This is a genomic window from Citrobacter sp. GW821-FHT07H02 (assembly GCF_059418505.1).
In genome coordinates this window covers 48,377-73,215 of the sequence record NZ_JBWKPZ010000016.1, presented here as the reverse complement: position 1 = coordinate 73,215, position 24,839 = coordinate 48,377, and the positions used below count along the sequence as shown (strand labels likewise).

The following is a 24,839-nucleotide window of genomic DNA, read 5'->3' as shown; positions in this document are numbered from 1 at the left end:
GGGTTTCGTTCCCCGTAGGCCTGATTAGCGAAGCGCCATCAGGCGATTTACAACTACAGCACCTTATGCGGGCCGAAACATTCGTAATGAATGTTTTCGTTTTTCACACCGAGATTCACCAGTTGCTTCGCGGCAAATTGCATAAAGCCGACCGGACCGCAGAGATAAAACTGCATTGACGGATCGCTGATTGCGCCTTCCAGTTTGTTTAAATCCATCAGACCCACGCTGTCAAACCCGCCTTTGGCGCGATCGTCTGCGCTCGGCTCACGATACCAGGTATGTGCGGTAAAGCGCGGCAGCGTTTTGCCCAGTTCGTTTACTTCATCGGCAAAGGCATGTACGTCGCCATTTTCCGCCGCGTGGAACCAGTTCACCTGCGCGGTGTGATGCGTTTTCGCCAGCGTGTCCAGCATCGCCAGCATTGGCGTTTGTCCGACGCCTGCGGAAATCAGAGAAACAGGGGTATCGTTGGCAACGGCCATAAAGAAATCCCCCGCCGGGGCCGCTAAATGCACCACGTCGCCCACGTTTGCATGGTTGTGCAGCCACGTTGAAACCTGACCGCCATCTTCGCGCTTAACGGCAATACGATAGCCTTTGCCGTCCGGCTTGCGGGTCAGTGAATACTGACGAATCTCCTGATGCGGGAAACCTTCCGGCTTCAGCCAGACTCCCAGATATTGTCCAGGATGGTACTCTGCGACGGCGCCGCCATCGACAGGCTCGAACTCAAAACTGGTAATCAGCGCACTACGCGGCGTTTTATTCACGATACGGAACGGACGCGTCCCTTCCCAGCCGCCGGTTTTGCCTGCGTTCTCGCTGTAAATTTGCGCTTCACGATTGATAAAGACATTAGCCAGTACACCGTAGGCTTTTCCCCACGCATCCAGCACTTCCTGACCCGGGCTGAACATCTCATCCAGCGTCGCCAGCAGATGGGCGCCCACGATGTTGTATTGCTCGGGTTTGATCTGAAAACTGGTGTGCTTCTGCGCAATTTTCTCGACCGCAGGCAGCAGGGCCGGCAGGTTTTCGATATTGCTGGCATACGCGGCAATCGCATTAAACAACGCTTCACGTTGATCGCCATTGCGTTGATTACTCATGTTAAAAATTTCTTTGAGTTCAGGATTATGCGTAAACATGCGATCGTAGAAATGGGCGGTCAGTTTAGGACCCGTTTCAACCAGCAGGGGAATGGTGGCTTTTACAGTGGCGATAGTTTGAGCGTCAAGCATGCGGGCTTCCTTTTAATTAAATCTTTAATGATGTATATCAAATGCATCTTATAAAAATACCCCTGCATTGTAAATGGTTCTTTGTGATTTTGCGTTTTTAACGTTACAAAATGAAAAGTATGCATCACAAACCTGAAAAGAATTCCGCTAAAATCCGTAAGACCTTAATTCGGCAAAGCCTTGTGCCGCTTGAAGGTAATCGTTTGCGTAAAATCCTTTGTCAAGACCTGTTATCAACGGATGATTCAGTTATACTGTTGGTCGTTGTCCAACGGGACTGCCTTTTAAGGCCAAATTTTATCGTTAGCTGAGTCAGGAGATGCGGATGTTAAAGCGTGAAATGAACATTGCCGATTATGATGCCGAACTGTGGCAGGCTATGGAGCAGGAAAAAGTACGTCAGGAAGAGCATATCGAACTGATCGCCTCCGAAAACTACACCAGTCCGCGCGTCATGCAAGCGCAGGGTTCTCAGCTGACCAACAAGTATGCTGAAGGATATCCGGGCAAACGCTACTACGGCGGTTGCGAATATGTGGATGTCGTCGAGCAACTGGCGATCGATCGCGCGAAAGAACTGTTTGGCGCTGATTACGCTAACGTCCAGCCGCACTCTGGCTCTCAGGCGAACTTCGCGGTCTACACCGCGCTGCTGCAGCCGGGCGATACCGTGCTGGGGATGAACCTGGCGCAGGGCGGTCACCTGACTCACGGTTCTCCGGTTAACTTCTCCGGTAAACTGTATAACATCGTGCCTTACGGCATCGATGAGTCCGGTAAAATTGACTACGCCGACATGGCGAAGCAGGCTCAGGCCCACAAACCAAAAATGATTATCGGCGGTTTCTCTGCCTACTCCGGTATCGTTGACTGGGCAAAAATGCGTGAAATCGCAGACAGCGTTGGCGCGTACCTGTTCGTCGATATGGCACACGTTGCGGGTCTGATTGCCGCTGGCGTTTACCCGAACCCGGTTCCACATGCTCACGTTGTCACCACCACCACCCACAAAACGCTGGCTGGCCCGCGCGGTGGCCTGATCCTGGCGAAAGACGGCAGCGAAGAGCTGTACAAAAAACTGAACTCCGCAGTCTTCCCAAGCGCTCAGGGCGGCCCGCTGATGCACGTTATCGCGGCGAAAGCCGTGGCGCTGAAAGAGGCGATGGAGCCTGAGTTCAAAACCTACCAGCAGCAGGTAGCGAAAAACGCCAAAGCAATGGTAGAAGTGTTCCTGAACCGTGGCTACAAAGTGGTATCTGGCGATACTGAGAACCACCTGTTCCTGCTGGATCTGGTCGACAAAAACCTGACCGGTAAAGAAGCTGACGCAGCCCTGGGTCGCGCCAACATCACCGTCAACAAAAACAGCGTACCAAACGATCCGAAGAGCCCGTTTGTGACTTCAGGTATCCGTATCGGTTCTCCGGCTGTAACACGTCGCGGCTTTAAAGAAGCGGAAGTGAAAGAGCTGGCGGGTTGGATGTGTGACGTGCTGGACAACATCAACGACGAAGCAGTTATCGAACGTATTAAAGGTAAAGTGCTGGATATCTGCGCACGTTTCCCTGTTTACGCGTAATTCTGCTCTCAGAAATAACAAAGGCCGCGAAAGCGGCCTTTTTGCTTTTAATGTCTCGGTGCCAGTTCTGACATCTATTGTTCCTGACGCAGCGCCCGATGCTTTACGGCTGCGGTTTTCATCCGTTTTTTGTGTTTGATGCGCAAAGCACCGTGCAGTTTTCCGCCAGCGGGTATTGGCCGGAAGATGCACAGCATCTACCGTTGGCGTGGCAGGCGAAAATCCCCGGGGCTGCGAATTTCGCCCATGCACAATACGGCGAGGATACCTGGCTAAATGTGGGATATTCCGGCTGGAGCGGGAAGGCGGTTATACAACGTGATGTGATGAGCGTCACGCTTTTAGCGCAAACTCCGTGGCTGATGCTTTTCAGAATGTCGGGTGGCGGGTTCCTTTGTCTTGAGCCGCAGTCGCATCCGGTCAACGCCCATAATATGCCGGGGCAACCGGGATTGCGGGTCTTGGCTCGGGGGGATAGCTGTCATTTCACTATGCAAATCATCGTCGATTAGCGTAAAAGCGCATGTTATATCACTGTTAATACTCACTTGCGCCAGCCAGCGTTTATCGCCAGACTATCGCCTCCTAACGGGAGGGAATCATGGTTTTGCACTCCACGCGCTGGCTGGCGCTCGCTTATTTCACCTATTTCTTTAGCTACGGTATTTTTTTACCTTTCTGGAGCGTCTGGCTCAAAGGTCTGGGATTAACGCCTGAAACCATTGGTCTTCTGCTGGGCGCAGGACTGGTGGCGCGTTTCCTCGGTAGCTTGCTGATTGCCCCTCGTGTGAGCGATCCTTCCCGTCTGATTTCCGCGTTGCGTGTTTTGGGCTTGCTGACGCTGGTCTTTGCCCTGGCGTTTTGGGCAGGAACACACGTTGCATGGCTGATGGTGGTGATGGTTGGTTTTAACCTCTTCTTCTCACCTCTGGTGCCGTTGACGGATGCGCTGGCAAACACCTGGCAAAAACAGATAACGATGGACTATGGCCGGGTCAGACTGTGGGGGTCGATTGCGTTTGTGATTGGTTCCGCGCTGACCGGTAAGCTGGTGAGCCTATTCGACTATCAGGTCATTCTCGCACTGCTGAGTCTTGGCGTGGCCTCTATGCTGTTGGGAATGCTGTTGCGCCCGAGCGTGTTACCGCAAGGGGAAAGTCGTCACCAGGAGAGCGCAGGCTGGCCAGCCTGGCGTGCGTTGATAACACAAAGCTGGCGCTTTCTGGCCTGTGTGAGCCTGTTGCAGGGGGCGCACGCCGCGTATTACGGCTTTAGCGCGATTTACTGGCAGGGGGCGGGGTACTCCGCGTCGGCTGTCGGCTATTTATGGTCGCTGGGCGTGGTCGCGGAAGTCATCATCTTTGCGCTCAGTAATAAGCTGTTCCGTCGTTTTAGCGCCCGTGATTTGTTGCTGCTTTCCACCGTTTGTGGGGTGGTACGCTGGAGTTTGATGGGCTGGAGCACCGCGTTGCCGTGGCTGATTGTGGTGCAGATCCTGCACTGCGGTACTTTTACCGTTTGCCACCTGGCGGCGATGCGCTACATTGCCGCGCGTCAGGGGAGCGAAGTGATCCGCCTGCAGGCCATTTATTCCGCTGTGGCAATGGGCGGGAGTATTGCCATCATGACCGTCTTTGCCGGGTACCTCTATCAGCATCTGGGGAGCGGCGTGTTCTGGGTGATGGCGCTGGTTGCGCTGCCCGCGATAGCCATCCGGCCAAAAGTGGCAGCGCGCTCGCCAGCGCTATGATTCGAGGATACGGCGGATCTGCTGTTGCTGATGCGTCGTTAACGCCTGCTCGGCATGAATCAGCGGGGGTGAAAAGAGCGGAAGCGGTGTGGTGTAGGGGGTGACAATCAGCGTCACCCCACGCAGCGAACCTTCTTTTTGAAACGCCAGCATGGGCATGCGTTTAATATTGAGCGGCAGAAGCGTGAGTTCACGCAGTTGCTGCTCAATGTCTTCCTCGCGGTTTTTGTCATTGCCCGTCAGGAGAACAATTTGCTTTTCGTGCAGATCGTTTTCCTGCATCAGCCATGCGCCGAAAATCACCGCGACCAGTCCGGCCTCTTCTTCAGAAAACTGCACATTGTATTCCGCCTCAAGCCCACTGAGCGCATCGCGGGTGGTACGCACCAGTCGCGGATAAAGCTTTGCGAACTCTTCAGGTAACGTATTATCGATACCGATAGCGAACATGCTGCGGTGTAGCGCCTGTGCGAGATGGATGTAGAGCTGATCGTGCAACCCTTGCTCGTCGTTGAAGCGGGTGTTGCCCATCTCTCTAAAGCGCAACACCAGTCTGGCGACGGCCAGGCGTAGCTGTCGATCCTGCTGATGATTGTCGCGGATAGGATCAGGGATGCGAATCATTGAAAACAGCAGGGCGATAAACAGCGACTCATTCAGTGGCGCATTTTGCATCACGCGGCGTTGCCAGTGACGGCCAATCTCCAGAGCGAGTTGATACTCTGCACAGGATTGCGCCCACCGTTGCTGTATCGGGTTAAATTCCGGGGAGATACCGGCATGGTGTTGCAGCAGGCAATACTGCAAAAACAGCCGCAAAAACTGGATATCACGGCACTCAAACGGTTTTTGCAACCGCCGCGAGCAGAGATTAATCAGTGCGTGAAGATTCGTGTCGTCATATAACGTACGCGCAATACCTCGCTGTTTAAGCTCGGTTTTCAGCGCATGCGTAAACTGTTGCGTAACAAACGTCGGACACAGCCGTAGGCCGCGTCGTAACCACTGTACCAGGCACAGACGTTGATTGAGCGCTGAACCTTCAATCCGGTAGCGACCGTTTTGGCCAGTGGTGATGGTGAGCTGATGATAGCGCTGGATCTCCAGGCGGGTTTCGGTGATATCCTCACGAACAATCTCATCATCAACGCCATTTAGCGCGCTGAGGGTTTCCGTAGTGGCATTTTGCCCCGGCTGGAAAAGCGTCAGTAGCACCTGGCAGCGGCGCTGGGGACCGGAAAATACAGATGGTGTAGTGAGTGTTGGCATCATCCGTCTGGCCTCCCGTTAGTATGTTAGATAAGAATAGCTAAAGTTTGCCTGTGAAAGTGGGGTTAAGGTCGCTTTACACCAGGAATGCTGAAGAGCATCACAGAATTTTTAACGTGAGGAAGAGATGCAGGTAGTGAAACGCAGCGCATTAACACACTTTTTCGCTGTTTTATCTTTTGCTTAAGGTAATAAAAACCGCCAATTGCTGGCGGGGTTGGAAAGGTGAGTAGAAATGCCCTTTCTATATCTTCTGTTCCTGGCTCAGCGTTAATCCCACATCACCGCCGGGATGCACGGCCAGCAGGGTTTCCTTTGAGTATCCACTCTCGCTCATCAGACAAGCGCAGGCGGCATCAAATATCGCCAGTACCAGAATAATTGAAGTGGTTGCCAGCATATTCAGCGGATCGGCCTCGCGCTGTACTCCCGTGGAAATAACCAGTCTGGAAGCGCTGGCGATGGCTGAGTTCGGGTTTTCAGTCACGCTAATTATCGGCACATTTTTTTCGGTAAGCCCTGGCAACAGACGGGTCAGTTCATCCGAATTCCCACCGCGTGAAAGCATGATCACCAGATCATCGGTGCGTAAAAAACCCAGGTCGCCATGAGCTGCATCGGTGGCATTGAGGTAAATCGCCGGACGTTCAACGCAGGCGAGCATATGCGCCACTTTACGCGCCGCAATACCGGAGGTGCCCACGCCGGTCAGCACGATTTTCCCTGTGCAGCTACGCAGTTCGGCCATTAAAGACTGCCAGATCTGTTCATTCAGATGCTGCTGCAGACCGGCGAGGGCATCGCTGTAGAGATGCCACACGCCGGTGGCCTGAGGCCATGAATCACTCATGCCTCCTCCTGCATCAGCTGGCGGTATTTCATATGGTCCTGATACATCTCGTGGAAAACCCGATATTTGCGATCGTAGTACTGCTTAATTCGGTTGGTTTGCGGGGTGACCGTTTTACCAATTCGGCTCATGGCAGACATCGCTTCAGGGAAGGTATCGAATACGCCCGCCGCGATAGTCCCCATCATTGCGCCGCCCAGCAGCATGGCTTCACTCTCTTCCGGCAGCAGCATGGCGCAGCCGGTCGCGTTGGCATGCTCCTGAACGAAAATCGGGTTTTTCGTGCCGCCGCCGCTGGCCATAATCGTATCAATGGTGTAACCGCTTTGATTCATCGTTTCGATAATATGACGAGTCCCCAGGGCAATGGACTGGATGGTCGCCAGATACTGTAGCGCCATATCTTCCGGCGTGCGGGACAGCTTAAGCCCGGTGATGGCACCCGTGAGTGTCGGGTTTGCACGCGGTGAGCGGTTGCCGTGGAAATAGGGGAGAATATGCATGTCGCGGGTCAGAAATGCGATATCTTCCGGCTCGCCGGCCATTTTGCGCAATAGCGCATTCAGCACTTCGTAAATGGTCTGTCCCTGCGATTTTGCCTGTGCCAGCAGGGTATCGTAGCAAGGGTGCGACTGAATAACATGGTCGATTAACGCCCCTGTTGCTGACTGCCCACCTTCGTTGAGCCAGTATTCCGGCAGGACGGCAGAGTAGTAAGGGCCCCAGACGCCGCCGATAAAACGCGGTTCTTTGGAAATTGCCATATGACCGGTGGAGGTTCCGCCAATCAGCGCAACACGGCGGTCGAAATCTGCTACCTCGCCAGAAACGCCACAGGCGCCAAGCGTGCCGAGCGTGCCGGCGTGTGCGTCAATAATTGATACGCTGACCGCGGTTCCTGGAATCAGCCCCATTTCGCTGGCGGCACGCGTGGAGAGTCCATGACCGAGCGGCTCACCCATGGTTTTTACGTAGCGGCCAATTTTTTCCGCATCGTGCTCGAGCAAGTCCTCCAGCCCAATCTGGCGGAAATAGCTGGCATCCCATTTGTCCTCATGGCCCATATAGGTCCATTTACACACCGTCGAGCACAGTGAGCGCGTGTCATCGCCGGTGGCGCGCCAGGTCAGGAAATCAGGCAGGTCAAAATAGTAGCCCGCATTCGCCCAGGTGTTGGGCATATGCTGTTTCAGCCACAGCAGTTTTGGCGTTTGCATTTCTGGCGAAATAATCCCGCCGACGTAGTCCAGCACCCGATGATGTAGCGCGTTAATTCGCTCTGCCTGAGTGATGGCGCGGTGATCCATCCATACAATAATGTTCTGCTCGCTGCGCCCGGAAGGGCTGACAGTCAGTGGCTTACCGTCTTTATCCAGCACCACCAGCGAACAGGTGGCGTCGAAGCCCAGACCTTTAACCTGAATCGGGTTGATATCTGACTGGTTAATCGCATCGCGAACCGCGTTACACACGGCCTGCCAGATGTTATCAGAGGACTGCTCAACAAAATCAGCCTGCGGGCGGTAAATCTCAATAGCCCGACTGGCCTGACCGACCATCCTGCCGTTGAGATCAAACACGCCAGCACGGGCGCTCCCGGTTCCTACATCCACACCGATAAAGTAACTTGCCATAATTTTTTCTCCTGAAATCAGGCTTTACGATTCTGTAATGCAATAAAGAGGATCAGCACCGCGCCCCAGAGCGCCATCGTCAGATAGCTACTGACCCCCAGCAAGTTAAGGCCGCTTTCCAGCATTTGCAGCACAATGAGCGCCAGCACCAGGCCGATAATGCGCCCGAAGCCGCCATCCGGGTTGATGCCGCCAAGTACGGAAGCAAGGATGGTAACCAGCAGGTATGATTCACCGTATCCGGCTTTTGCCGAGTTGAATTTTGCCATCATCAGAATGGCGGCAACCCAGCCGAGCAGGGCAGAAATGACGTACACGGAAATCTGCACCCGAACCGTATTCACACCGCTATAGCGGGTCGCCTGTTCATTGGAGCCGACGAGATAAAGGCTGCGTCCCAGCGTGGTGTGCTCCAGCAGAACCCACAGCAAGATGGCTACCAGCAAAAAGAGCAACAGCGCCACAGGGATACCGGCAATCGTGGCGTTACCGAGGTATTGAATCGCGGCCGGGAACCCGGAGATGACCGTCCCGTTGGAGAGCAAAATATTAAGCCCGGAAATCAGCGTCATCGTGCCGAGCGTGGCGAGAATAGGCGAGACGCCGACCCAGGCGATCAGCGCGCCGTTCAGCGTGCCAATAGCAACCGCCACGGCGGCACCCGCCAGCAGGGCGAGAACCAGAAACAGGGGGTTATCCGGATGAGTGACGATCACCGCCGCCATCACCAGCGAGCAGGCGTTAGCCCCGGCGATAATCGAAAGGTTAATGCCGCCGGTCAGCATGGTCATACCCATTCCCAGTGCCAGCATCCCGAGGATCGGTAACTGCGAGCCGATGGACTGGAAGTTGGCTACGCTGAAAAAGCGGCTGCCGAGCAGGGCCGAGAAGACCAGCGCCACGACGATAATAATCACGCATTGCAGACGAATGATGGCATCACCGGGTAAAAATCTGGCGAACGTTTTCATCTCAAAGCTCCCTTGCCAGTTTGCGTTTTTCGTTCCAGGCCGTGGCGCTAATGCTGACCAGAATAATGGCGCCGCTGAAAACGGTGTGCCAGTAAGAGGAGACGCTCAGCAGCGTCAGGCCGTTTTGTAAGAAGGCCAGCAGAATAACGCCCAGCAGCGTACCGGTGAGCGTACCGCGCCCACCGCTCATGCTAGTACCACCGAGTACCACTGCCGCTAGCACCGTTAGCTCAAAGCCGAGCAGAGAGTTGGGCGCGACGGATTGGGTTATCTGCGCCTGCACCACGGCGGCAACGCCCGCCAGAATGCCCATGTAGCCATACACATAGAAATGCAGCTTCAGCAGATTCAGTCCCAGTCGTGATGCCGCGTCGCGGTTGCCGCCCATGGCGTAAACCTGGCGCCCGAGGCGGGTATAGTTCATCAGCACGGCGGTAAAAATAATCACCGCTGCCAGGCACAATAGGGGCAGGGTAAGACCGTAGTCGTAGCCGTCCGCCGCGGTGAACGAGAACCAGTTGATGCCGTTCATAAACCAGTCCGGGAAGCCGTACAGCCAGGTGCCTTTGGTGGTGTAAACCAGCAGACCGTAGTAGACGTTCAGCGTGGCGATGGTAATGATGATCGCCGGAACGCGTAGCCAGTAGACCAGAAAACCATTGATAAGCCCGAGCAGCAGCCCGACGGCAATGGCGATAACCAGCGCCAGCGCGAAGTTGCCGCCGTGGCCGATAACCCAACTGGCCATCGCATACTGGGCTATGGCGGTCATGGCCGGAAATGAGATGTCGATACCGCCAGAAATCAACACCACAAACAGCCCGCAGGCGAGGATGCCGAGTATGGCGTAACTGGTGGCAACATCCGTCAGGTTCCCCAGTGACAGGAACTCATCGGTGCTGACGCTCAGGCCGACGGCGAGGGCAACCACCAGCAGCCCCAGCCAGAATTCATGTTGCCCGATTAAACGGGAGAAACGCAGACTATTCATTGATTACCTCGACCACTTCAGCAATCTCCTCTTCTCGACAGTGATGAGGATTAAATTCCGCTACCAGTTTGCCGCGACGCATCACCAGCACGCGATGGCTGTTGTAATACGCTTCCGGAATTTCATCGCAAATCATCAGCACGGCCATCCCCTGTTCGGCCAGATCGCGGGCAATCTGGTAAATGCCTTCTTTGTTGGCGATATCGACGCCAACGGTGGGGGAGTCAAGGATCAGGATGCGCGGATGGGTTGCTACCCATTTGGCAATCGCAATGCGCTGAGCATTACCGCCGGAAAGTGTTTTAACCGGCAGGTGCGGATCGGACACTTTAATATTCAGTTCGCGGATAAGGTCGGCAACACGTTGTTGCGCTTTGCTGTGATCGAGCAGACCGCTTCGGGTATGCAGTTTGTCGAATATTGTCACGATGGTATTGTCGTAGATCGACTGTTCCATGATCAGCCCTTGCGTCAGGCGATCTTCCGAGACATAACCGATCCCGTGTTTAATGGCATCGTGATTATTACGAAGCTGGACGGGCTGACCGTTAATACGTATTTCACCGCTTTCCGGGGGCGTCATGCCAAACAGGCTGAGGCAAAGCTCGGTACGCCCGGCGCCAAGCAGGCCGACAATCGAGACAATCTCGCCGCTGTGCAGCGACAGATTAATATTCTGGTATTTTCCTTGACGACTCAGGTTGCGCAGTTCCAGCAGAGGCTCCTGCTCAATGGACGGTTTCTCTGGCAGCGGGCTGTAGTGGAAGCGCTGTCCGGTCATCAGGAAGGCCAGCTCGTTGCTGTCCAGCTCGCTGGCAGGGAAAGTGCCTACCAGTTTACCGTCGCGCATGACGCTAATGCGGTCTGCTACTTCCATGACTTCATCAAGACGGTGGCTGACAAACACCACGCAGATTCCGGCGGCTTTTAGTTCATTAACCACCCGCAGCAGGCCGTTGACTTCCTGTCGGGTTAACGAGGCAGTAGGTTCATCCATGATAACCAGACGTGCGTCGGCAGCAATCGCGCGGCAAATAGCCACCAGTTGACGGTCTGCGATAGAGAGTTTTTCGACTTTTTTATCGGGATCGATTGTCACGCCGATGCGCTTCATTGCTGCCAGCGCCTGCTGCTTCATGGCACCGCGACGCACCCAGATATCGCCACCGGGCAGGTAGCGGTTTACCGCAATATTTTCCGCGACGCTAAAATTGGGAAACAATGACAAATCCTGGTAAATAACCTGAATGCCGTAATGTGAAGAAAGCTGTGGCGTCAGATGATGGAACAATTTGCCATCGAGTAAAATCTGCGCCCCTTTTTCAGGGTGATAGACGCCAGAGATTACTTTAATGATGGTGCTCTTGCCGCAGCCGTTTTGACCCGCCAGACAGTGAACTTCGCCTTTTTTCAGCGTCAGATTCACGTTATCCAGCGCCAGCACGCCCGGGAATTGTTTGCTGATATTCTCAAGGGTGATAAATGCGGTGGTGTCTGTCATGGACAATACCCCTGCGAGCGTCCTGGTGGACGCTGAGTGTTAGTGTTGTGGATAGCGCCGACCAGGCGGTCGGCGTGAGGTTCCCTGGTGTTGGCTAAGGCCTTAGAAACCGAGCGATTGTGCGTTGTCTTTGGTGACTTCGAGGATCTTGTTAAAGCGGATCACTTTCTTCTCCATGTCGATATCGGCTTTCCCTAAACCATCAATGCTCAGATCGGCGTTGACGTCTTTGCCCTGTAACAGTTGGTCAGCAACCGTGACCAGCGCGTAGCCCGCGTCTTTCGGATCCCACAGCAGCGCTTTTTTGATATCGCCGCGCATCAGGTAAGGTGCAGCCTGTGCTGGCATGGCAATACCGACGACGGCAATCTTATCTTTGGCGCGTTTTTTCTGCACAGCCTGTCCTGCACCGATTGGCCCCAGCGAACCGAAACCAATAATGCCTTTCATCTGCGGATAGGTTTTCATCAGGTCAAGCGTCGTGGAGTAGGACTTATCGATACTCTCTGCGACCGGCAGGCGTGAGGTAACTTCGAACATCTCTGGGTATTTTTCTTTTTGATACTTAATCGCATAGTCAGCCCACGCGTTATGCAACGGCACCGTCAGCGATCCGACATAGATGGCATAACCCCCTTTACCACCCATATTTTTCGCCAGCTCATCGACGTTGGCCTGGGCGTATTTTTCGCTGTCGATGGTTTCGATATCCCACTGACCAATGTGCTCGTCCGGGGATTCGTGCGTCAGGACGACGATGCCTTTCTCGCGCGCTTTTTTCAGTACCGGCTCAAGGACTTTGGCATCATTCGGTACCACGATGATCGCATTGACGTTTTTGGCGATCAAATCTTCAATCACTTTCACCTGCTGCGCCGGATCCGGCGTAGAAGGGCCGGTCTGGTAGGCGTTCACATCCAGTTTTTTTGCTGCTTCATTGACGCCGGTTTCCATCCGGTTAAACCAGGGAATACCGGTGACTTTGGCAACCACAGCAATCTCATATTTTTCCGCCGCAAAGGACGTGCCGGACAACATGCATGCAGAAACCAGGGTTGCACTGAGTAATGCGAGTTTGAATTTCATCGTTGTACCTTTAGTAGGGGGGTAGGGCATGTCACGGCGCGAGGTTAACAACGAAGGGAAGAGGGAATGAACCATAGATTTTGTAAATGTGATCTATGCCCATTTTTGTAAATACACAGATAATCCGCTGTTATTATTTAGTTAAATTCTAATGCGTTGGTATTCACTCGATTAAATTTATTGTTAATAAAACATTGAAATGAAACCGCGTATTAACAACTTATTATCATTTGACGTAAGTTAACGCGTTCATGACGCCGTTTTCGTTTCACCGTCAGAAAAGAAAGTTTCAGAATTGAGAACTGAATCGAGACCGGAAAACGGTGCTCAACATTTTTTCGTTCAATGATATCCTCACAGCACTCTCGCCAACGACGTCATTTCCGTGGCGGTCTGGATTTTTCTCGTGGAGAACTCATGCAACGCGTTAAATGTATTGCCGTAACGTTGTTTCTCGCGGTCCTGCCGTTTGGCGCCGGAGCGCATCCCCACAGCTTTATTCGGCTGCAAACAGAGATCGTTAGTGAAAATAACCAGTTTGTGGCGTTGAAAATGCGCTGGAAGATGGATGAAATCACCTCGGCCGATCTGCTTTATGACGCTGGCAATGCGAAACCCGGTGATGAAATCTGGAAAAAGCTGGCGGCGGAAGTGATGGCCAACGTACTTGGGCAGCACTACTTCACCGAGGTCTGGCATCGCGGACAAAAGGTGAAGTTTAAAAATCGCCCGACGGAATACGGTATGGAGCGTGAGGAACACCAGGCGGTGTTGACGTTCGTTTTGCCTCTGGCCCAGCCGCAACCGCTTACCGGACAGACCTATCTCATTTCCACGTTTGACCCCAGCTACTACGTGGACATGAGCTACGACAAAGACAGCGATGCGACACTGCCGCAGACGTTGAACAAGCAGTGCCAGATGGTGATGCACACGCCGACGCCCAATGAAGAGACGCTGAGCTTTGCCCAGTCGCTCGATAAAGAAGATGCCCCGCCAGAGGATATGAATTTGGGCCAACAGTTTGCACAGAAGGTGACGCTGACATGTCAGTAATGTACTCATCACGTCGTCGCCCGAGACGTTGGTGGGCATTGTGGCCGCTGGCGCTCTTCGTATTACTGGCCATCGGCGGCGGATATTGCTTGTGGCAGAACTGGCCGCAGGTCATGGTGAAAAGCATTCTCTGGCAACGAGAAGTGAACCAGCAGATAAGCGGTTTGCTGAAAGCGGTGGTGGAGAACCCGACACAGGCAGGTGGGTCGCTGTTGTTGTTTAGTTTTACCTATGGCGTGCTGCATGCGCTGGGGCCGGGGCATGGAAAAGTGGTGATCACCACCTGGCTGGCGACACATCCCTCAAAGCTGAAATCCAGTATCGGCCTGACGCTGGCCTCTTCCTTATTACAGGGACTGGTGGCGATTGGGCTGGTGGTTGTGGTGCTAACGGTACTGCAACTGCCCGCGCGACAACTGCATATGAGCAGTTTTTGGCTGGAGAAAGGGAGTTATGCGTTGGTTGGCGTGCTGGGTATTTTGCTGTGCTGGCGGGCGTTGAAAAAATTACGCATGCTGATGCGTCGACCGAAATTTACCGCCTTCTCACCGCATCATGAGCATCATGAAAACTGTGGCTGCGGACATCAGCATTTGCCCAATCCTGAACAGATGCAGAGCGGGGATGACTGGCGCGCCCGGCTGATGATTATTCTGTCGATGGGGATGCGCCCTTGTTCCGGCGCGATCATGGTGCTGTTGTTCAGTAAAGTGATTGGCGTCTTTAGTTGGGGAATGGCGTCGGCGCTGGCGATGGCGGCAGGTACCTCATTAACGATAACCTCTCTGGCCTTGCTGGTGCACAGTTTTCGAACGCTGGCGGTCAAGCTGAGCGGTAACAGAACGCCGGTATTATGGCGGCAGATTGGTTGGACAACGCTGGCATTAGCCGGTGGCGCGGTGCTCATTGTTGCTGCCGTGGTGATGTGGGTGAGTGCGGTGCCGGTGGGAAGGGGATTACGACCGTTTTAAAAAAGCCGGATAGTGGCTGACGCCTTATCCGGCTTACGTGAACGGTATGCATTGATGGCCGGATAAGACGTCTCCGGCACAACAACAGATTAGCGCTTCAGCGCATCGCTCAGTTCGTCACGCATGTTCGCCAGCATCGCTTTAACGACGCGTGGGTTGCCTGCAACGATGTTACCGGTCGTCATATAGTTATGACCGCCGGTAAAGTCGCACACCAGCGCGCCTGCTTCACGGGCAATCAGTTCACCTGCGGCAAAATCCCACGGCTTGAGGCCGATTTCGAAGTAACCGTCAACGCGAGCGGCGGCGACATAGGCCAGATCCAGCGCAGCGGAACCGGTGCGACGGAAGTCGGCGCATTCGGTATACATTTTGCCGAGAATCTTCATATAAGAAGGGGCGTGCTGTTTGGCTTTGAACGGGAAGCCGGTGGCGATAATGGTGCCATCCAGATCGCGAGCGGTGCTGCCGCGCAGACGGTAGCCGTTCAGCTGTGCGCCCTGACCGCGAGTGGCGGTGAACAGTTCGTTACGCATTGGATCGTAAACAACGGCGACTTCAGTACGGCCTTTAATGCGTACTGCGATGGATACCGCGAAGTGCGGCAGGCGTTTTACGAAGTTAGTGGTGCCATCCAGTGGATCGATAACCCATTGAACATCCAAATCTTCACCAACATGTTCACCGCTTTCTTCGGTGATGATGGTGTGCTGAGGGTAAGATTTACGGATCGTTTCGATAATAATCGCTTCGGCGGCTTTATCGACGTTAGTCACGAAATCATTGCTGCCTTTCTGGCTGGTTTCTACAGAGTCTGGAGTTTCGTAGTGTTTGGCAATTACATTACCCGCCTTGCGCGCTGCGCGCACGGCGATGGTCAGCATCGGATGCATCGGTCTCTCTCACTGGATGTTAAAGAACGGGAAAACGGCGCAGAGTATAGCAGCGAGATCGGAATATGTCTTCGATTTATGATAATATGGCCGAATAATCTTTAGCTGAAGAAAGACAATGCTGCAAAATATTCGAATTGTACTGGTGGAAACCTCCCACACGGGCAACATGGGCTCTGTTGCCCGCGCAATGAAAACCATGGGGTTAACCAATCTGTGGCTGGTGAACCCGTTGGTAAAACCGGATTCCCAGGCCATCGCCCTGGCAGCTGGCGCCAGCGACGTGATCGGCAATGCGCAAATCGTTGACACGCTGGATGAAGCGCTGGCGGGATGCAGCCTGGTCGTAGGCACCAGTGCGCGTTCTCGTACACTGCCGTGGCCGATGCTTGACCCGCGTGAATGCGGCTTAAAAAGTGTCTCAGAGGCAGCCAATTCGCCTGTTGCGTTGGTTTTTGGGCGTGAACGTGTTGGCCTGACCAATGACGAACTGCAAAAGTGTCATTATCATGTCGCGATTGCGGCGAACCCGGAGTACAGCTCGCTTAACCTCGCCATGGCGGTTCAGGTGATTGCCTATGAAGTGCGTATGGCCTGGCTGGCCACGCAGGAATCCGGCGATGCGGAGGAGTACGAAGAGACGCCGTATCCGCTGGTGGACGATCTGGAACGTTTTTATGGCCACCTGGAGCAAACGCTGCTTTCAACTGGCTTTATTCGTGAAGGCCATCCGGGGCAGGTGATGAACAAATTGCGCCGTCTGTTTACCCGCGCGCGTCCGGAAAGTCAGGAATTAAATATTCTGCGCGGAATTCTGGCGTCGATTGAGCAGCAGAGTAAAGGAAAGTAAGTGCGAGCAACAGGCCGGGTAAGCGTAGCGCTATCCGGTTGCAGAAAATGGCACTGAAGGTTAAATACCTGACTAAATCAGTCAAGTAAATAGTTGACCAATTTAGTCAGGAATGTCAGACTTGGCCCTGCTATGCAATACCCCCATTTTACAATAAAAACCCCGGGCAGGGGCGAGTTTGAGGTTAAGTAAGACATGAGACTGACATCTAAAGGGCGCTATGCCGTGACCGCAATGTTGGACGTTGCGCTCAACTCTGAAGCGGGCCCGGTACCGTTGGCTGATATTTCTGAACGTCAGGGAATCTCCCTTTCTTATTTGGAACAGCTGTTTTCGCGTTTGCGGAAAAACGGTCTGGTTTCCAGCGTACGTGGACCTGGCGGTGGTTATCTGCTGGGCAAAGATGCAGGCAGCATCGCAGTAGGTGAAGTGATCAGCGCTGTTGACGAGTCGGTTGATGCGACCCGTTGCCAGGGCAAAGGCGGTTGTCAGGGCGGCGATAAATGCCTGACGCATGCGCTGTGGCGTGATTTGAGTGACCGTCTGACCGGTTTTCTCAACAATATTACTCTGGGCGAACTGGTGAATAACCAGGAAGTTCTGGATGTGTCTGGTCGCCAGCACACCCATGACACCCCGCGCAGTGCTCGCGCACAAGACGCAATTGACGTGAAGTTGCGCGCCTAATTTGCCCGTCATATTTCGTGCTGCAACTGCGTTGGCCGCACTTGCTCGCCCCAGTCACTTACTTGATGTAAGCTCCTGGGACTCTCAAGTTTGCCGCCTTGCTGCAACACGAACTATTTAGGGCAAATAATTATAAAGAATTCAGAGTCAGGCCGGGGTGTTCCGCACCCCGTTAACGCGGTCGTACATCCAGCCGGTTGCCTGACTCCTTGCATTGAGTGATGTACGGAGTTTAAGAGCAATGAAATTACCGATTTATCTCGATTACTCCGCAACCACGCCGGTGGATCCGCGTGTTGCCGAGAAAATGATGCAGTGTCTGACTCTGGACGGAAACTTTGGTAACCCAGCTTCCCGTTCACACCGTTTTGGCTGGCATGCTGAAGAGGCGGTCGATATCGCCCGTAATCAGATTGCTGACCTGGTAGGTGCCGACCCGCGTGAAATTGTTTTCACCTCCGGTGCAACCGAATCCGACAACCTGGCGATCAAAGGTGCAGCCAACTTTTATCAGAAAAAAGGCAAGCACATCATCACCAGCAAAACCGAACATAAAGCCGTGCTGGATACCTGCCGTCAGCTGGAGCGCGAAGGGTTTGAAGTGACCTACCTGGCGCCGCAGAGCAACGGTATTATCGACCTGAAAGAACTGGAAGCGGCGATGCGTGATGACACCATCCTCGTTTCTATTATGCACGTGAACAACGAAATCGGCGTGGTACAGGATATCGCGACGATCGGCGAAATGTGCCGTGCGCGCGGCATCATCTACCACGTAGACGCCACCCAGAGCGTGGGCAAACTGCCTATCGATCTGAGCCAGCTGAAAGTGGATCTGATGTCCTTCTCCGGCCACAAAATTTATGGCCCGAAAGGCATCGGCGCGCTGTACGTGCGTCGTAAACCGCGTATCCGCATCGAAGCACAGATGCACGGCGGCGGTCACGAGCGCGGTATGCGTTCCGGTACGCTGCCTGTACACCAGATTGTCGGCATGGGTGAAGCCTATCGCATCGCGAAAGAAGAGATGGAAACCGAGATGGCGCGTCTGCGCGGTCTGCGTAACCGTCTGTGGGAAGGCGTGAAAGATATGGAAGAGGTTTACCTGAACGGTGATCTCGAGCAAGGCGCGCCGAACATTCTTAACGTCAGCTTCAACTATGTTGAAGGCGAATCGCTGATTATGGCGCTGAAAGATCTGGCTGTCTCTTCCGGTTCCGCATGTACCTCTGCAAGCCTCGAGCCATCCTATGTGCTGCGTGCGCTGGGGATGACCGACGAGTTGGCACATAGCTCTATCCGTTTCTCTTTAGGTCGTTTTACTACCGAAGAAGAAATTGATTACACCATCGATCTGGTTCGCAAATCCATTGGTCGTCTGCGTGAACTTTCTCCGCTGTGGGACATGTTCAAGCAGGGCGTGGATCTGAACAGCATCGAATGGTCACATCATTAATCGGTACCGATAAGGGGAATTCATCATGGCTTACAGCGAAAAAGTAATCGATCATTACGAGAATCCACGTAACGTGGGTTCTTTTGACAACAGCGACGAGAACGTGGGCAGCGGTATGGTGGGTGCACCAGCCTGTGGCGACGTAATGAAGTTGCAGATTAAAGTCAACAATGAAGGTATCATTGAAGACGCGCGTTTCAAGACTTACGGCTGTGGTTCCGCCATTGCCTCCAGCTCCCTGGTCACCGAATGGGTAAAAGGGAAATCGCTGGACGAAGCACAGGCAATTAAAAATACAGACATCGCCGACGAGCTTGAACTGCCGCCAGTGAAAATTCACTGTTCTATCCTGGCAGAAGACGCAATTAAAGCCGCCATTGCGGACTACAAAAGCAAACGTGAAGCAAAATAAAAAGAGTTGAGGTTTTGTTATGTCGATTACACTTAGCGACAGTGCAGCAGCGCGAGTCAATACCTTCCTGGCCAACCGTGGTAAAGGGTTTGGTCTGCGTCTGGGCGTGAGAACCTCTGGCTGCTCGGGTATGGCTTATGTACTGGAATTTGTCGATGAACCGGCGGCTGAAGACACCGTGTTTGAAGACAAAGGCGTAAAAGTAGTGGTCGACGGCAAGAGCCTGCAATTTCTGGACGGTACGCAACTGGACTTCGTAAAAGAAGGTCTGAACGAAGGGTTTAAATTCACTAACCCGAACGTAAAAGACGAGTGTGGATGCGGCGAAAGCTTCCACGTGTAACGCGCTTACCGATAACCCCACCGTGGTCGCCTGCGCGTGGGGTTTGTTTTACCTGACTCTCTGTGAAAGAGAATCGCTGCCCTGAGAATGTTATGGACTACTTCACCCTCTTTGGCTTGCCGGCGCAATATCAACTCGATACTCAGGCGCTGAGCCTTCGTTTTCAGGATCTTCAACGTCAGTATCATCCTGATAAATTCGCCAGCGGCACGCAGGCGGAGCAACTCGCTGCAGTACAACACTCCGCCAACATTAACCAGGCATGGCAAACGTTGCGCCATCCTTTGATGCGCGCCGAATACCTGTTGTCACTGCACGGTTTCGATCTTTCAAGCGAGCAGCACACCGTGCGCGATACCGCGTTCCTGATGGAACAGCTCGAACTGCGTGAAGAGCTTGATGAGATTGAACAGACGAAGGACGAAGTGCGGCTGGAAGGTTTTATCAAGCGTGTGAAAACGATGTTTGAGACCCGCCGTCAACTAATGGTGGAACAGTTAGACAGTGAGACGTGGGATAGGGCGGCAGACACCGTGCGTAAACTGCGTTTTCTCGATAAACTGCAAAGCTCAGCAGAACAACTCGAAGAAAAGCTGCTCGATTTTTAATTTTCGGAAGCGAATATGGCCTTATTACAAATTAGTGAGCCTGGTCTGAGTGCAGCGCCGCATCAGCGTCGTCTGGCGGCTGGCATCGACTTAGGCACCACCAACTCTTTAGTGGCGACCGTGCGTAGCGGACAAGCAGAAACGCTGGCCGATCACGAAGGCCGTCACCTGCTGCCGTCTGTGGTTCACTATCAGCAGCAGGGCCACACGGTCGGTTACGACGCGCGCACCAATGCCGCGCTGGACACCGCCAACACCATCAGCTCGGTTAAACGTATGATGGGCCGTTCTCTGGCGGACATTCGTGCGCGTTATCCGCACCTGCCATATCAGTTTCAGGCAAGTGAAAACGGCTTGCCGATGATCGAAACCGCGGCAGGATTGTTGAATCCGATACGTGTCTCTGCCGATATCCTGAAAGCGCTGGCGGCGCGGGCAACTGAATCGCTGTCGGGCGAACTCGACGGCGTCGTCATCACGGTTCCGGCATATTTCGATGACGCACAGCGTCAGGGCACCAAAGACGCCGCACGGCTGGCGGGCTTGCATGTGCTGCGCCTGCTTAACGAACCCACGGCGGCGGCGATTGCCTACGGCCTGGACTCGGGTAAAGAGGGCGTCATCGCGGTTTATGACCTGGGCGGCGGTACGTTTGATATTTCAATTTTACGCCTGAGTCGCGGTGTGTTCGAAGTGCTGGCGACCGGCGGTGATTCCGCGCTGGGCGGCGATGACTTCGATCACCTGCTGGCGGACTACATTCGCGAACAAGCCGGTGTTGCCGACCGTAGCGATAACCGTGTACAGCGCGAACTGCTGGATGCGGCGATTGCGGCAAAAATCGCCCTCAGCGATGCCGATGTCGTCACCGTGGATGTGGCGGGATGGCAGGGTGACATTACCCGCGAACAATTTAACGAACTCATTTCCGCTCTGGTCAAGCGTACCCTTCTGGCCTGTCGTCGCGCATTGAAAGATGCCGGTGTTGAGGCGCAGGATGTGCTGGAAGTGGTGATGGTCGGAGGATCCACCCGTGTGCCGCTGGTGCGTGAACGGGTGGGCGAATTCTTTGGTCGTCCGCCGCTGACCTCTATCGATCCGGATAAAGTGGTGGCCATTGGCGCTGCGATCCAGGCCGATATTCTGGTCGGCAACAAACCGGACAGCGAAATGCTGCTGCTGGATGTGATCCCGCTGTCGCTGGGTCTCGAAACCATGGGCGGCCTGGTGGAAAAAGTGATCCCTCGCAACACCACGATTCCGGTGGCGCGTGCGCAGGACTTCACCACCTTTAAAGACGGTCAGACCGCCATGTCTATCCACGTGATGCAGGGTGAACGTGAACTGGTGCAGGATTGCCGTTCGCTGGCACGTTTCGCGTTGCGGGGGATCCCGGCGCTGCCTGCGGGAGGCGCGCATATTCGCGTGACTTTCCAGGTTGATGCAGACGGTTTGCTGAGCGTCACCGCGATGGAGAAATCCACCGGCGTCGAGTCGTCTATTCAGGTTAAGCCTTCGTACGGCCTGACGGACAGCGAAATCGCCTCCATGATCCAGGACTCCATGAGCTTTGCCGAGCAGGATGTAAAAGCCCGTATGCTGGCAGAGCAAAAAGTCGAAGCTGCACGCGTGCTGGAAAGCTTGACCAGCGCGCTCATTGCGGATGCCGCGCTGCTCAGCGCCGCAGAGCGTCAGGTTATCGACGATGCCGCCGCGCGCTTGAGCGAGGTTGCACAGGGCGATGATGTTGACGCCATTGAACAAGCCATTAAAAACGTAGACAAACAAACCCAGGAATTCGCCGCTCGCCGTATGGACCAGTCGGTCCGTAGCGCGCTGAAAGGCCAATCCGTGGACGAGGTTTAATATGCCAAAGATTGTTATTCTGCCTCATCAGGATCTCTGTCCCGATGGCGCAGTTCTGGAAGCGGATCGCGGAGAAACCATTCTCGATGTTGCCCTGCGTAACGGTATCGAGATTGAACACGCCTGTGAAAAATCCTGTGCCTGCACCACCTGTCACTGCATCGTGCGTGAAGGTTTCGACTCCCTGGCCGAAAGCTCGGAAGACGAAGACGACATGCTGGATAAGGCCTGGGGACTGGAGCCGGAGAGTCGTTTAGGCTGCCAGGCGCGCGTCACTGACGAAGATTTAGTGGTCGAAATCCCACGTTACACAATCAATCATGCGCGTGAGCATTAACAGAGGGTAGTATGGGACTGAAGTGGACTGATAGCCGCGAGATTGGCGAAGCGCTGTATGATGCCTTCCCCGACCTTGACCCAAAAACCGTTCGTTTCACCGACCTGCATCAATGGATCTGCGAGCTGGAAGATTTCGATGATGACCCGCAGGCATCAAACGAAAAAATTCTTGAAGCCATCCTGCTGATCTGGCTGGACGAAGCTGAATAAGTAAACGGGCTGCCCACGGGTGGCCCGTTTTTCTGTATGTGCGAATTATGTGCGAATAAGGAAAATAACAATGACAGAAGCCATGAAAATTACGCTTTCCACGCAACCTGCTGACGCTCGCTGGGGAGAAAAAGCGACATACAGCATTAATAATGAAGGCATTACCCTGCATCTCAATGGGAAAGACGACCTTGGTGTTATCCAGCGTGCGGCGCGTAAAATCGACGGCCTGGGTATCAAACATGTAGAGCTGACCGGAGAAGGCTGGGATGCGGATCGCTGCTGGGCATTCTGGCAGGGCTACAAAGCGCCGAAAGGCAGCCGCAAAGTGGAATGGCCAGATCTGGAGGACGCGCAGCGTCAGGAGCTGAATAGCCGTCTGACCATTATCGACTGGGTCCGCGATACCATTAACGCGCCAGCGGAAGAGCTCGGGCCGGAACAACTGGCGCAGCGTGCGGTGGATCTGCTGTGCAGCGTGGCGTGCGACCACGTCTCTTATCGCATCACGAAAGGTGAAGATCTGCGCGAGCAGAACTATATGGGGCTGCACACGGTGGGGCGTGGTTCCGAACGTCCGCCGGTCCTGCTGGCGCTGGATTACAATCCAACGGGCAGTAAAGAAGCGCCGGTGTATGCCTGCCTGGTCGGTAAAGGGATCACATTTGATTCCGGTGGTTACAGCATCAAACAGAGCGCGTTTATGGACTCGATGAAGTCCGATATGGGCGGCGCGGCAACGGTGACCGGCGCGCTGGCGTTTGCTATTACCCGTGGCCTGAACAAACGCGTGAAGCTCTACCTGTGCTGTGCAGATAACCTGATCAGCGGCAATGCGTTCAAACTGGGCGATATTATTCGCTATCGCAACGGTAAAAACGTTGAAATCATGAACACCGACGCAGAAGGGCGTCTGGTTCTGGCGGACGGGCTGATTGATGCCTGCGCGCAAAAACCGGAGCTGATCATTGATGCCGCGACGCTCACGGGGGCGGCGAAAACGGCGCTGGGTAATGATTATCACGCGCTGTTCAGCTTTGATGATCAACTGGCGGGGCGCCTGTTGGCGAGCGCGACAGCAGAAAACGAGCCGTTCTGGCGTTTGCCGCTGGCTGAGTTCCACCGTAGCCAGTTGCCGTCAAACTTTGCGGAACTGAACAATACGGCCAGTGCAGCGTACCCGGCAGGGGCGAGTACGGCGGCGGGATTCCTGTCGCATTTTGTGGAAAACTACCAGCAAGGTTGGCTGCATATCGACTGCTCCGCAACCTACCGCAAGGCGCCTGTGGAGCAGTGGTCCGCAGGGGCAACAGGACTGGGTGTCCGCACGATTGCTAATCTACTGACTGCCTAAACGGTGTTTTTGTAGGCCGGGTAAGCGAAGCGCCACCCGGCATTTTGCCTGATGGCGACGCAGTGCGTCTTATCAGGCCTACAATCCATATATAATTTGTGATCTCTATGTCTGAAACAAAAAACGAATTAGAAACCCTGCTGGAGAAGGCGGCTACTGAGCCCGCGCATCGTCCGGCATTTTTCCGTACTTTACTGGAGTCTACTGTCTGGGTTCCGGGCACCGCCGCCGAAGGCGAAGCGATTGTTGAAGACAGTGCGCTGGATTTGCAGCACTGGGAAAAAGAAGACGGCACCACGGTAATCCCGTTTTTCACCTCGCTTGAAGCATTGCAGCAGGCCGTGGAAGAGGAGCAGGCATTTGTGGTGATGCCGGTGCGTACCCTGTTTGAAATGACGCTGGGCGAGACGCTTTTTCTCAATGCCAAACTGCCGACGGGCAAAGAGTTTATGCCGCGTGAAATCAGCCATTTGATCGGCGAAGAAGGCAATCCGCTGAGTACCCAGGAGGTACTGGAAGGGGGAGAGTCGTTAATTCTCTCTGAAGTGGCAGAACCGCCCGCGCAGATGATTGATTCGCTGACGACGCTGTTTAAAACCATTAAACCGGTAAAAAGAGCCTTCCTCTGTTCGATTAAAGACAGCGCAGAGGCACAGCCCAACCTGCTGATTGGTATCGAAGCGGATGGCGATATTGAGGAGATTATTCAGGCTGCAGGCAGCGTGGCGACCGACACGTTACTGGGTGATGAACCGATCGATATCTGCCAGGTAGTGAAAGGCGAGAAGGGGATCAGCCACTTTATTACTGAGCACATTGCGCCGTTCTACGAGCGTCGCTGGGGCGGGTTCCTGCGCGATTTTAAACAGAATCGGATTATCTGAAAAAGCCTGATGGCGCTGCGCTCATCAGGCCTGTA

General features: G+C 54.1%; 24 protein-coding genes and 1 pseudogene. 16 read left to right on the top strand and 9 right to left on the bottom strand.

The window, feature by feature from the left end; all coding sequences use genetic code 11:
- Positions 1-53: 53 nt before the first annotated feature.
- The gene (gene hmpA / locus AC07NP_RS15870) at positions 54-1,244 is read right to left on the bottom strand and encodes an NO-inducible flavohemoprotein (protein ID WP_494661032.1); all 1,191 of its coding nucleotides are present in this window, start codon (positions 1,242-1,244) and stop codon (positions 54-56) included.
- 325 nt (positions 1,245-1,569) lie between these two features.
- Here hmpA and glyA point away from each other — a divergent pair, with 325 nt between their 5' ends.
- The 3 genes and pseudogenes from glyA (at position 1,570) to AC07NP_RS15855 (ending at position 4,573) form a co-directional block, all read left to right on the top strand.
- Positions 1,570-2,823 carry a serine hydroxymethyltransferase gene (gene glyA / locus AC07NP_RS15865; protein ID WP_494661031.1) on the top strand — a complete coding sequence of 418 codons (1,254 nt, stop codon included), beginning with the start codon at positions 1,570-1,572 and terminating at the stop codon, positions 2,821-2,823.
- Between the two features lie 95 nt (positions 2,824-2,918).
- Positions 2,919-3,335 (top strand): annotated as a pseudogene (locus AC07NP_RS15860) (aldose epimerase family protein); the annotation flags it as partial.
- Positions 3,336-3,424: 89 nt separating this feature from the next.
- Positions 3,425-4,573 (top strand): 3-phenylpropionate MFS transporter, encoded by a 1,149-nt coding sequence (locus tag AC07NP_RS15855; protein WP_203360396.1) that lies wholly within the window; start codon positions 3,425-3,427, stop codon positions 4,571-4,573.
- Here AC07NP_RS15855 and csiE read toward each other — a convergent pair.
- The 7 genes from csiE to AC07NP_RS15820 form a co-directional block, all read right to left on the bottom strand.
- Positions 4,568-5,845 carry a stationary phase inducible protein CsiE gene (gene csiE, locus AC07NP_RS15850; RefSeq protein WP_494661030.1) on the bottom strand — a complete coding sequence of 426 codons (1,278 nt, stop codon included), beginning with the start codon at positions 5,843-5,845 and terminating at the stop codon, positions 4,568-4,570. The genes AC07NP_RS15855 and csiE overlap by 6 nt on opposite strands.
- Positions 5,846-6,086: 241 nt before the next feature.
- Entirely contained in the window at positions 6,087-6,692 is a 606-nt protein-coding gene (locus AC07NP_RS15845; RefSeq protein ID WP_494661029.1) for an SIS domain-containing protein, read from the bottom strand.
- The gene (locus tag AC07NP_RS15840; protein WP_203360399.1) at positions 6,689-8,326 is read right to left on the bottom strand and encodes an FGGY-family carbohydrate kinase; all 1,638 of its coding nucleotides are present in this window, start codon (positions 8,324-8,326) and stop codon (positions 6,689-6,691) included. Before AC07NP_RS15840 ends, AC07NP_RS15845 begins: the two co-directional genes overlap by 4 nt.
- A gap of 17 nt (positions 8,327-8,343) precedes the next feature.
- Entirely contained in the window at positions 8,344-9,297 is a 954-nt protein-coding gene (locus tag AC07NP_RS15835; RefSeq protein ID WP_203360400.1) for an ABC transporter permease, read from the bottom strand.
- 1 nt (position 9,298) lies between these two features.
- Positions 9,299-10,288: an ABC transporter permease gene (locus AC07NP_RS15830; protein WP_276294324.1), complete on the bottom strand. Its 990-nt coding sequence runs from the start codon at positions 10,286-10,288 to the stop codon at positions 9,299-9,301.
- On the bottom strand, positions 10,281-11,789 hold the full coding sequence (locus tag AC07NP_RS15825; RefSeq protein ID WP_494661028.1) for a sugar ABC transporter ATP-binding protein: 1,509 nt from the start codon (positions 11,787-11,789) through the stop codon (positions 10,281-10,283). Before AC07NP_RS15825 ends, AC07NP_RS15830 begins: the two co-directional genes overlap by 8 nt.
- A gap of 102 nt (positions 11,790-11,891) precedes the next feature.
- Positions 11,892-12,875, bottom strand: a complete 984-nt coding sequence (locus AC07NP_RS15820; protein WP_203360403.1) for an autoinducer 2 ABC transporter substrate-binding protein — start codon at positions 12,873-12,875, stop codon at positions 11,892-11,894.
- A 417-nt stretch (positions 12,876-13,292) separates the two neighbouring features.
- Here AC07NP_RS15820 and AC07NP_RS15815 point away from each other — a divergent pair, with 417 nt between their 5' ends.
- Together AC07NP_RS15815 and AC07NP_RS15810 are read left to right on the top strand one after the other, a co-directional pair.
- Positions 13,293-13,931, top strand: coding sequence for a DUF1007 family protein (locus AC07NP_RS15815; RefSeq protein WP_494661027.1), 639 nt, complete (start codon positions 13,293-13,295; stop codon positions 13,929-13,931).
- The gene (locus AC07NP_RS15810; RefSeq protein WP_494661026.1) at positions 13,922-14,902 is read left to right on the top strand and encodes a nickel/cobalt transporter; all 981 of its coding nucleotides are present in this window, start codon (positions 13,922-13,924) and stop codon (positions 14,900-14,902) included. Before AC07NP_RS15815 ends, AC07NP_RS15810 begins: the two co-directional genes overlap by 10 nt.
- A gap of 89 nt (positions 14,903-14,991) precedes the next feature.
- On the opposite strand, the gene suhB is transcribed toward AC07NP_RS15810, so the two are convergent.
- On the bottom strand, positions 14,992-15,795 hold the full coding sequence (gene suhB, locus AC07NP_RS15805; RefSeq protein WP_203360406.1) for an inositol-1-monophosphatase: 804 nt from the start codon (positions 15,793-15,795) through the stop codon (positions 14,992-14,994).
- A 118-nt stretch (positions 15,796-15,913) separates the two neighbouring features.
- Between suhB and trmJ the strand changes: the two genes are divergently transcribed.
- From trmJ to sseB, 11 genes are all read left to right on the top strand, one after another.
- A complete protein-coding gene (gene trmJ, locus AC07NP_RS15800; protein WP_494661025.1) occupies positions 15,914-16,645 on the top strand; it encodes a tRNA (cytosine(32)/uridine(32)-2'-O)-methyltransferase TrmJ in 732 nt (243 codons plus the stop codon).
- A gap of 195 nt (positions 16,646-16,840) precedes the next feature.
- Entirely contained in the window at positions 16,841-17,332 is a 492-nt protein-coding gene (gene iscR, locus AC07NP_RS15795; RefSeq protein WP_494661024.1) for a Fe-S cluster assembly transcriptional regulator IscR, read from the top strand.
- A 241-nt stretch (positions 17,333-17,573) separates the two neighbouring features.
- Positions 17,574-18,788 carry a cysteine desulfurase gene (iscS, locus tag AC07NP_RS15790; RefSeq protein ID WP_203360408.1) on the top strand — a complete coding sequence of 405 codons (1,215 nt, stop codon included), beginning with the start codon at positions 17,574-17,576 and terminating at the stop codon, positions 18,786-18,788.
- A 25-nt stretch (positions 18,789-18,813) separates the two neighbouring features.
- The gene (gene iscU / locus AC07NP_RS15785; RefSeq protein WP_002913991.1) at positions 18,814-19,200 is read left to right on the top strand and encodes a Fe-S cluster assembly scaffold IscU; all 387 of its coding nucleotides are present in this window, start codon (positions 18,814-18,816) and stop codon (positions 19,198-19,200) included.
- 19 nt (positions 19,201-19,219) lie between these two features.
- Complete coding sequence (gene iscA, locus AC07NP_RS15780; protein ID WP_003037681.1) at positions 19,220-19,543, top strand: iron-sulfur cluster assembly protein IscA; 324 nt, start codon at positions 19,220-19,222, stop codon at positions 19,541-19,543.
- A gap of 92 nt (positions 19,544-19,635) precedes the next feature.
- Positions 19,636-20,151 (top strand): co-chaperone HscB, encoded by a 516-nt coding sequence (hscB, locus tag AC07NP_RS15775; protein WP_494661023.1) that lies wholly within the window; start codon positions 19,636-19,638, stop codon positions 20,149-20,151.
- A gap of 15 nt (positions 20,152-20,166) precedes the next feature.
- Positions 20,167-22,017 carry a Fe-S protein assembly chaperone HscA gene (hscA, locus tag AC07NP_RS15770; protein ID WP_494661022.1) on the top strand — a complete coding sequence of 617 codons (1,851 nt, stop codon included), beginning with the start codon at positions 20,167-20,169 and terminating at the stop codon, positions 22,015-22,017.
- Position 22,018: 1 nt separating this feature from the next.
- Positions 22,019-22,354: an ISC system 2Fe-2S type ferredoxin gene (fdx, locus tag AC07NP_RS15765; protein WP_494661021.1), complete on the top strand. Its 336-nt coding sequence runs from the start codon at positions 22,019-22,021 to the stop codon at positions 22,352-22,354.
- An 11-nt stretch (positions 22,355-22,365) separates the two neighbouring features.
- Positions 22,366-22,566, top strand: a complete 201-nt coding sequence (gene iscX, locus AC07NP_RS15760; protein ID WP_162379114.1) for a Fe-S cluster assembly protein IscX — start codon at positions 22,366-22,368, stop codon at positions 22,564-22,566.
- A gap of 70 nt (positions 22,567-22,636) precedes the next feature.
- On the top strand, positions 22,637-23,920 hold the full coding sequence (pepB, locus tag AC07NP_RS15755) for an aminopeptidase PepB (RefSeq protein WP_494661020.1): 1,284 nt from the start codon (positions 22,637-22,639) through the stop codon (positions 23,918-23,920).
- Positions 23,921-24,027: 107 nt separating this feature from the next.
- Complete coding sequence (gene sseB / locus AC07NP_RS15750) at positions 24,028-24,804, top strand: enhanced serine sensitivity protein SseB (RefSeq protein WP_494661019.1); 777 nt, start codon at positions 24,028-24,030, stop codon at positions 24,802-24,804.
- Positions 24,805-24,839 lie beyond the last annotated feature (35 nt).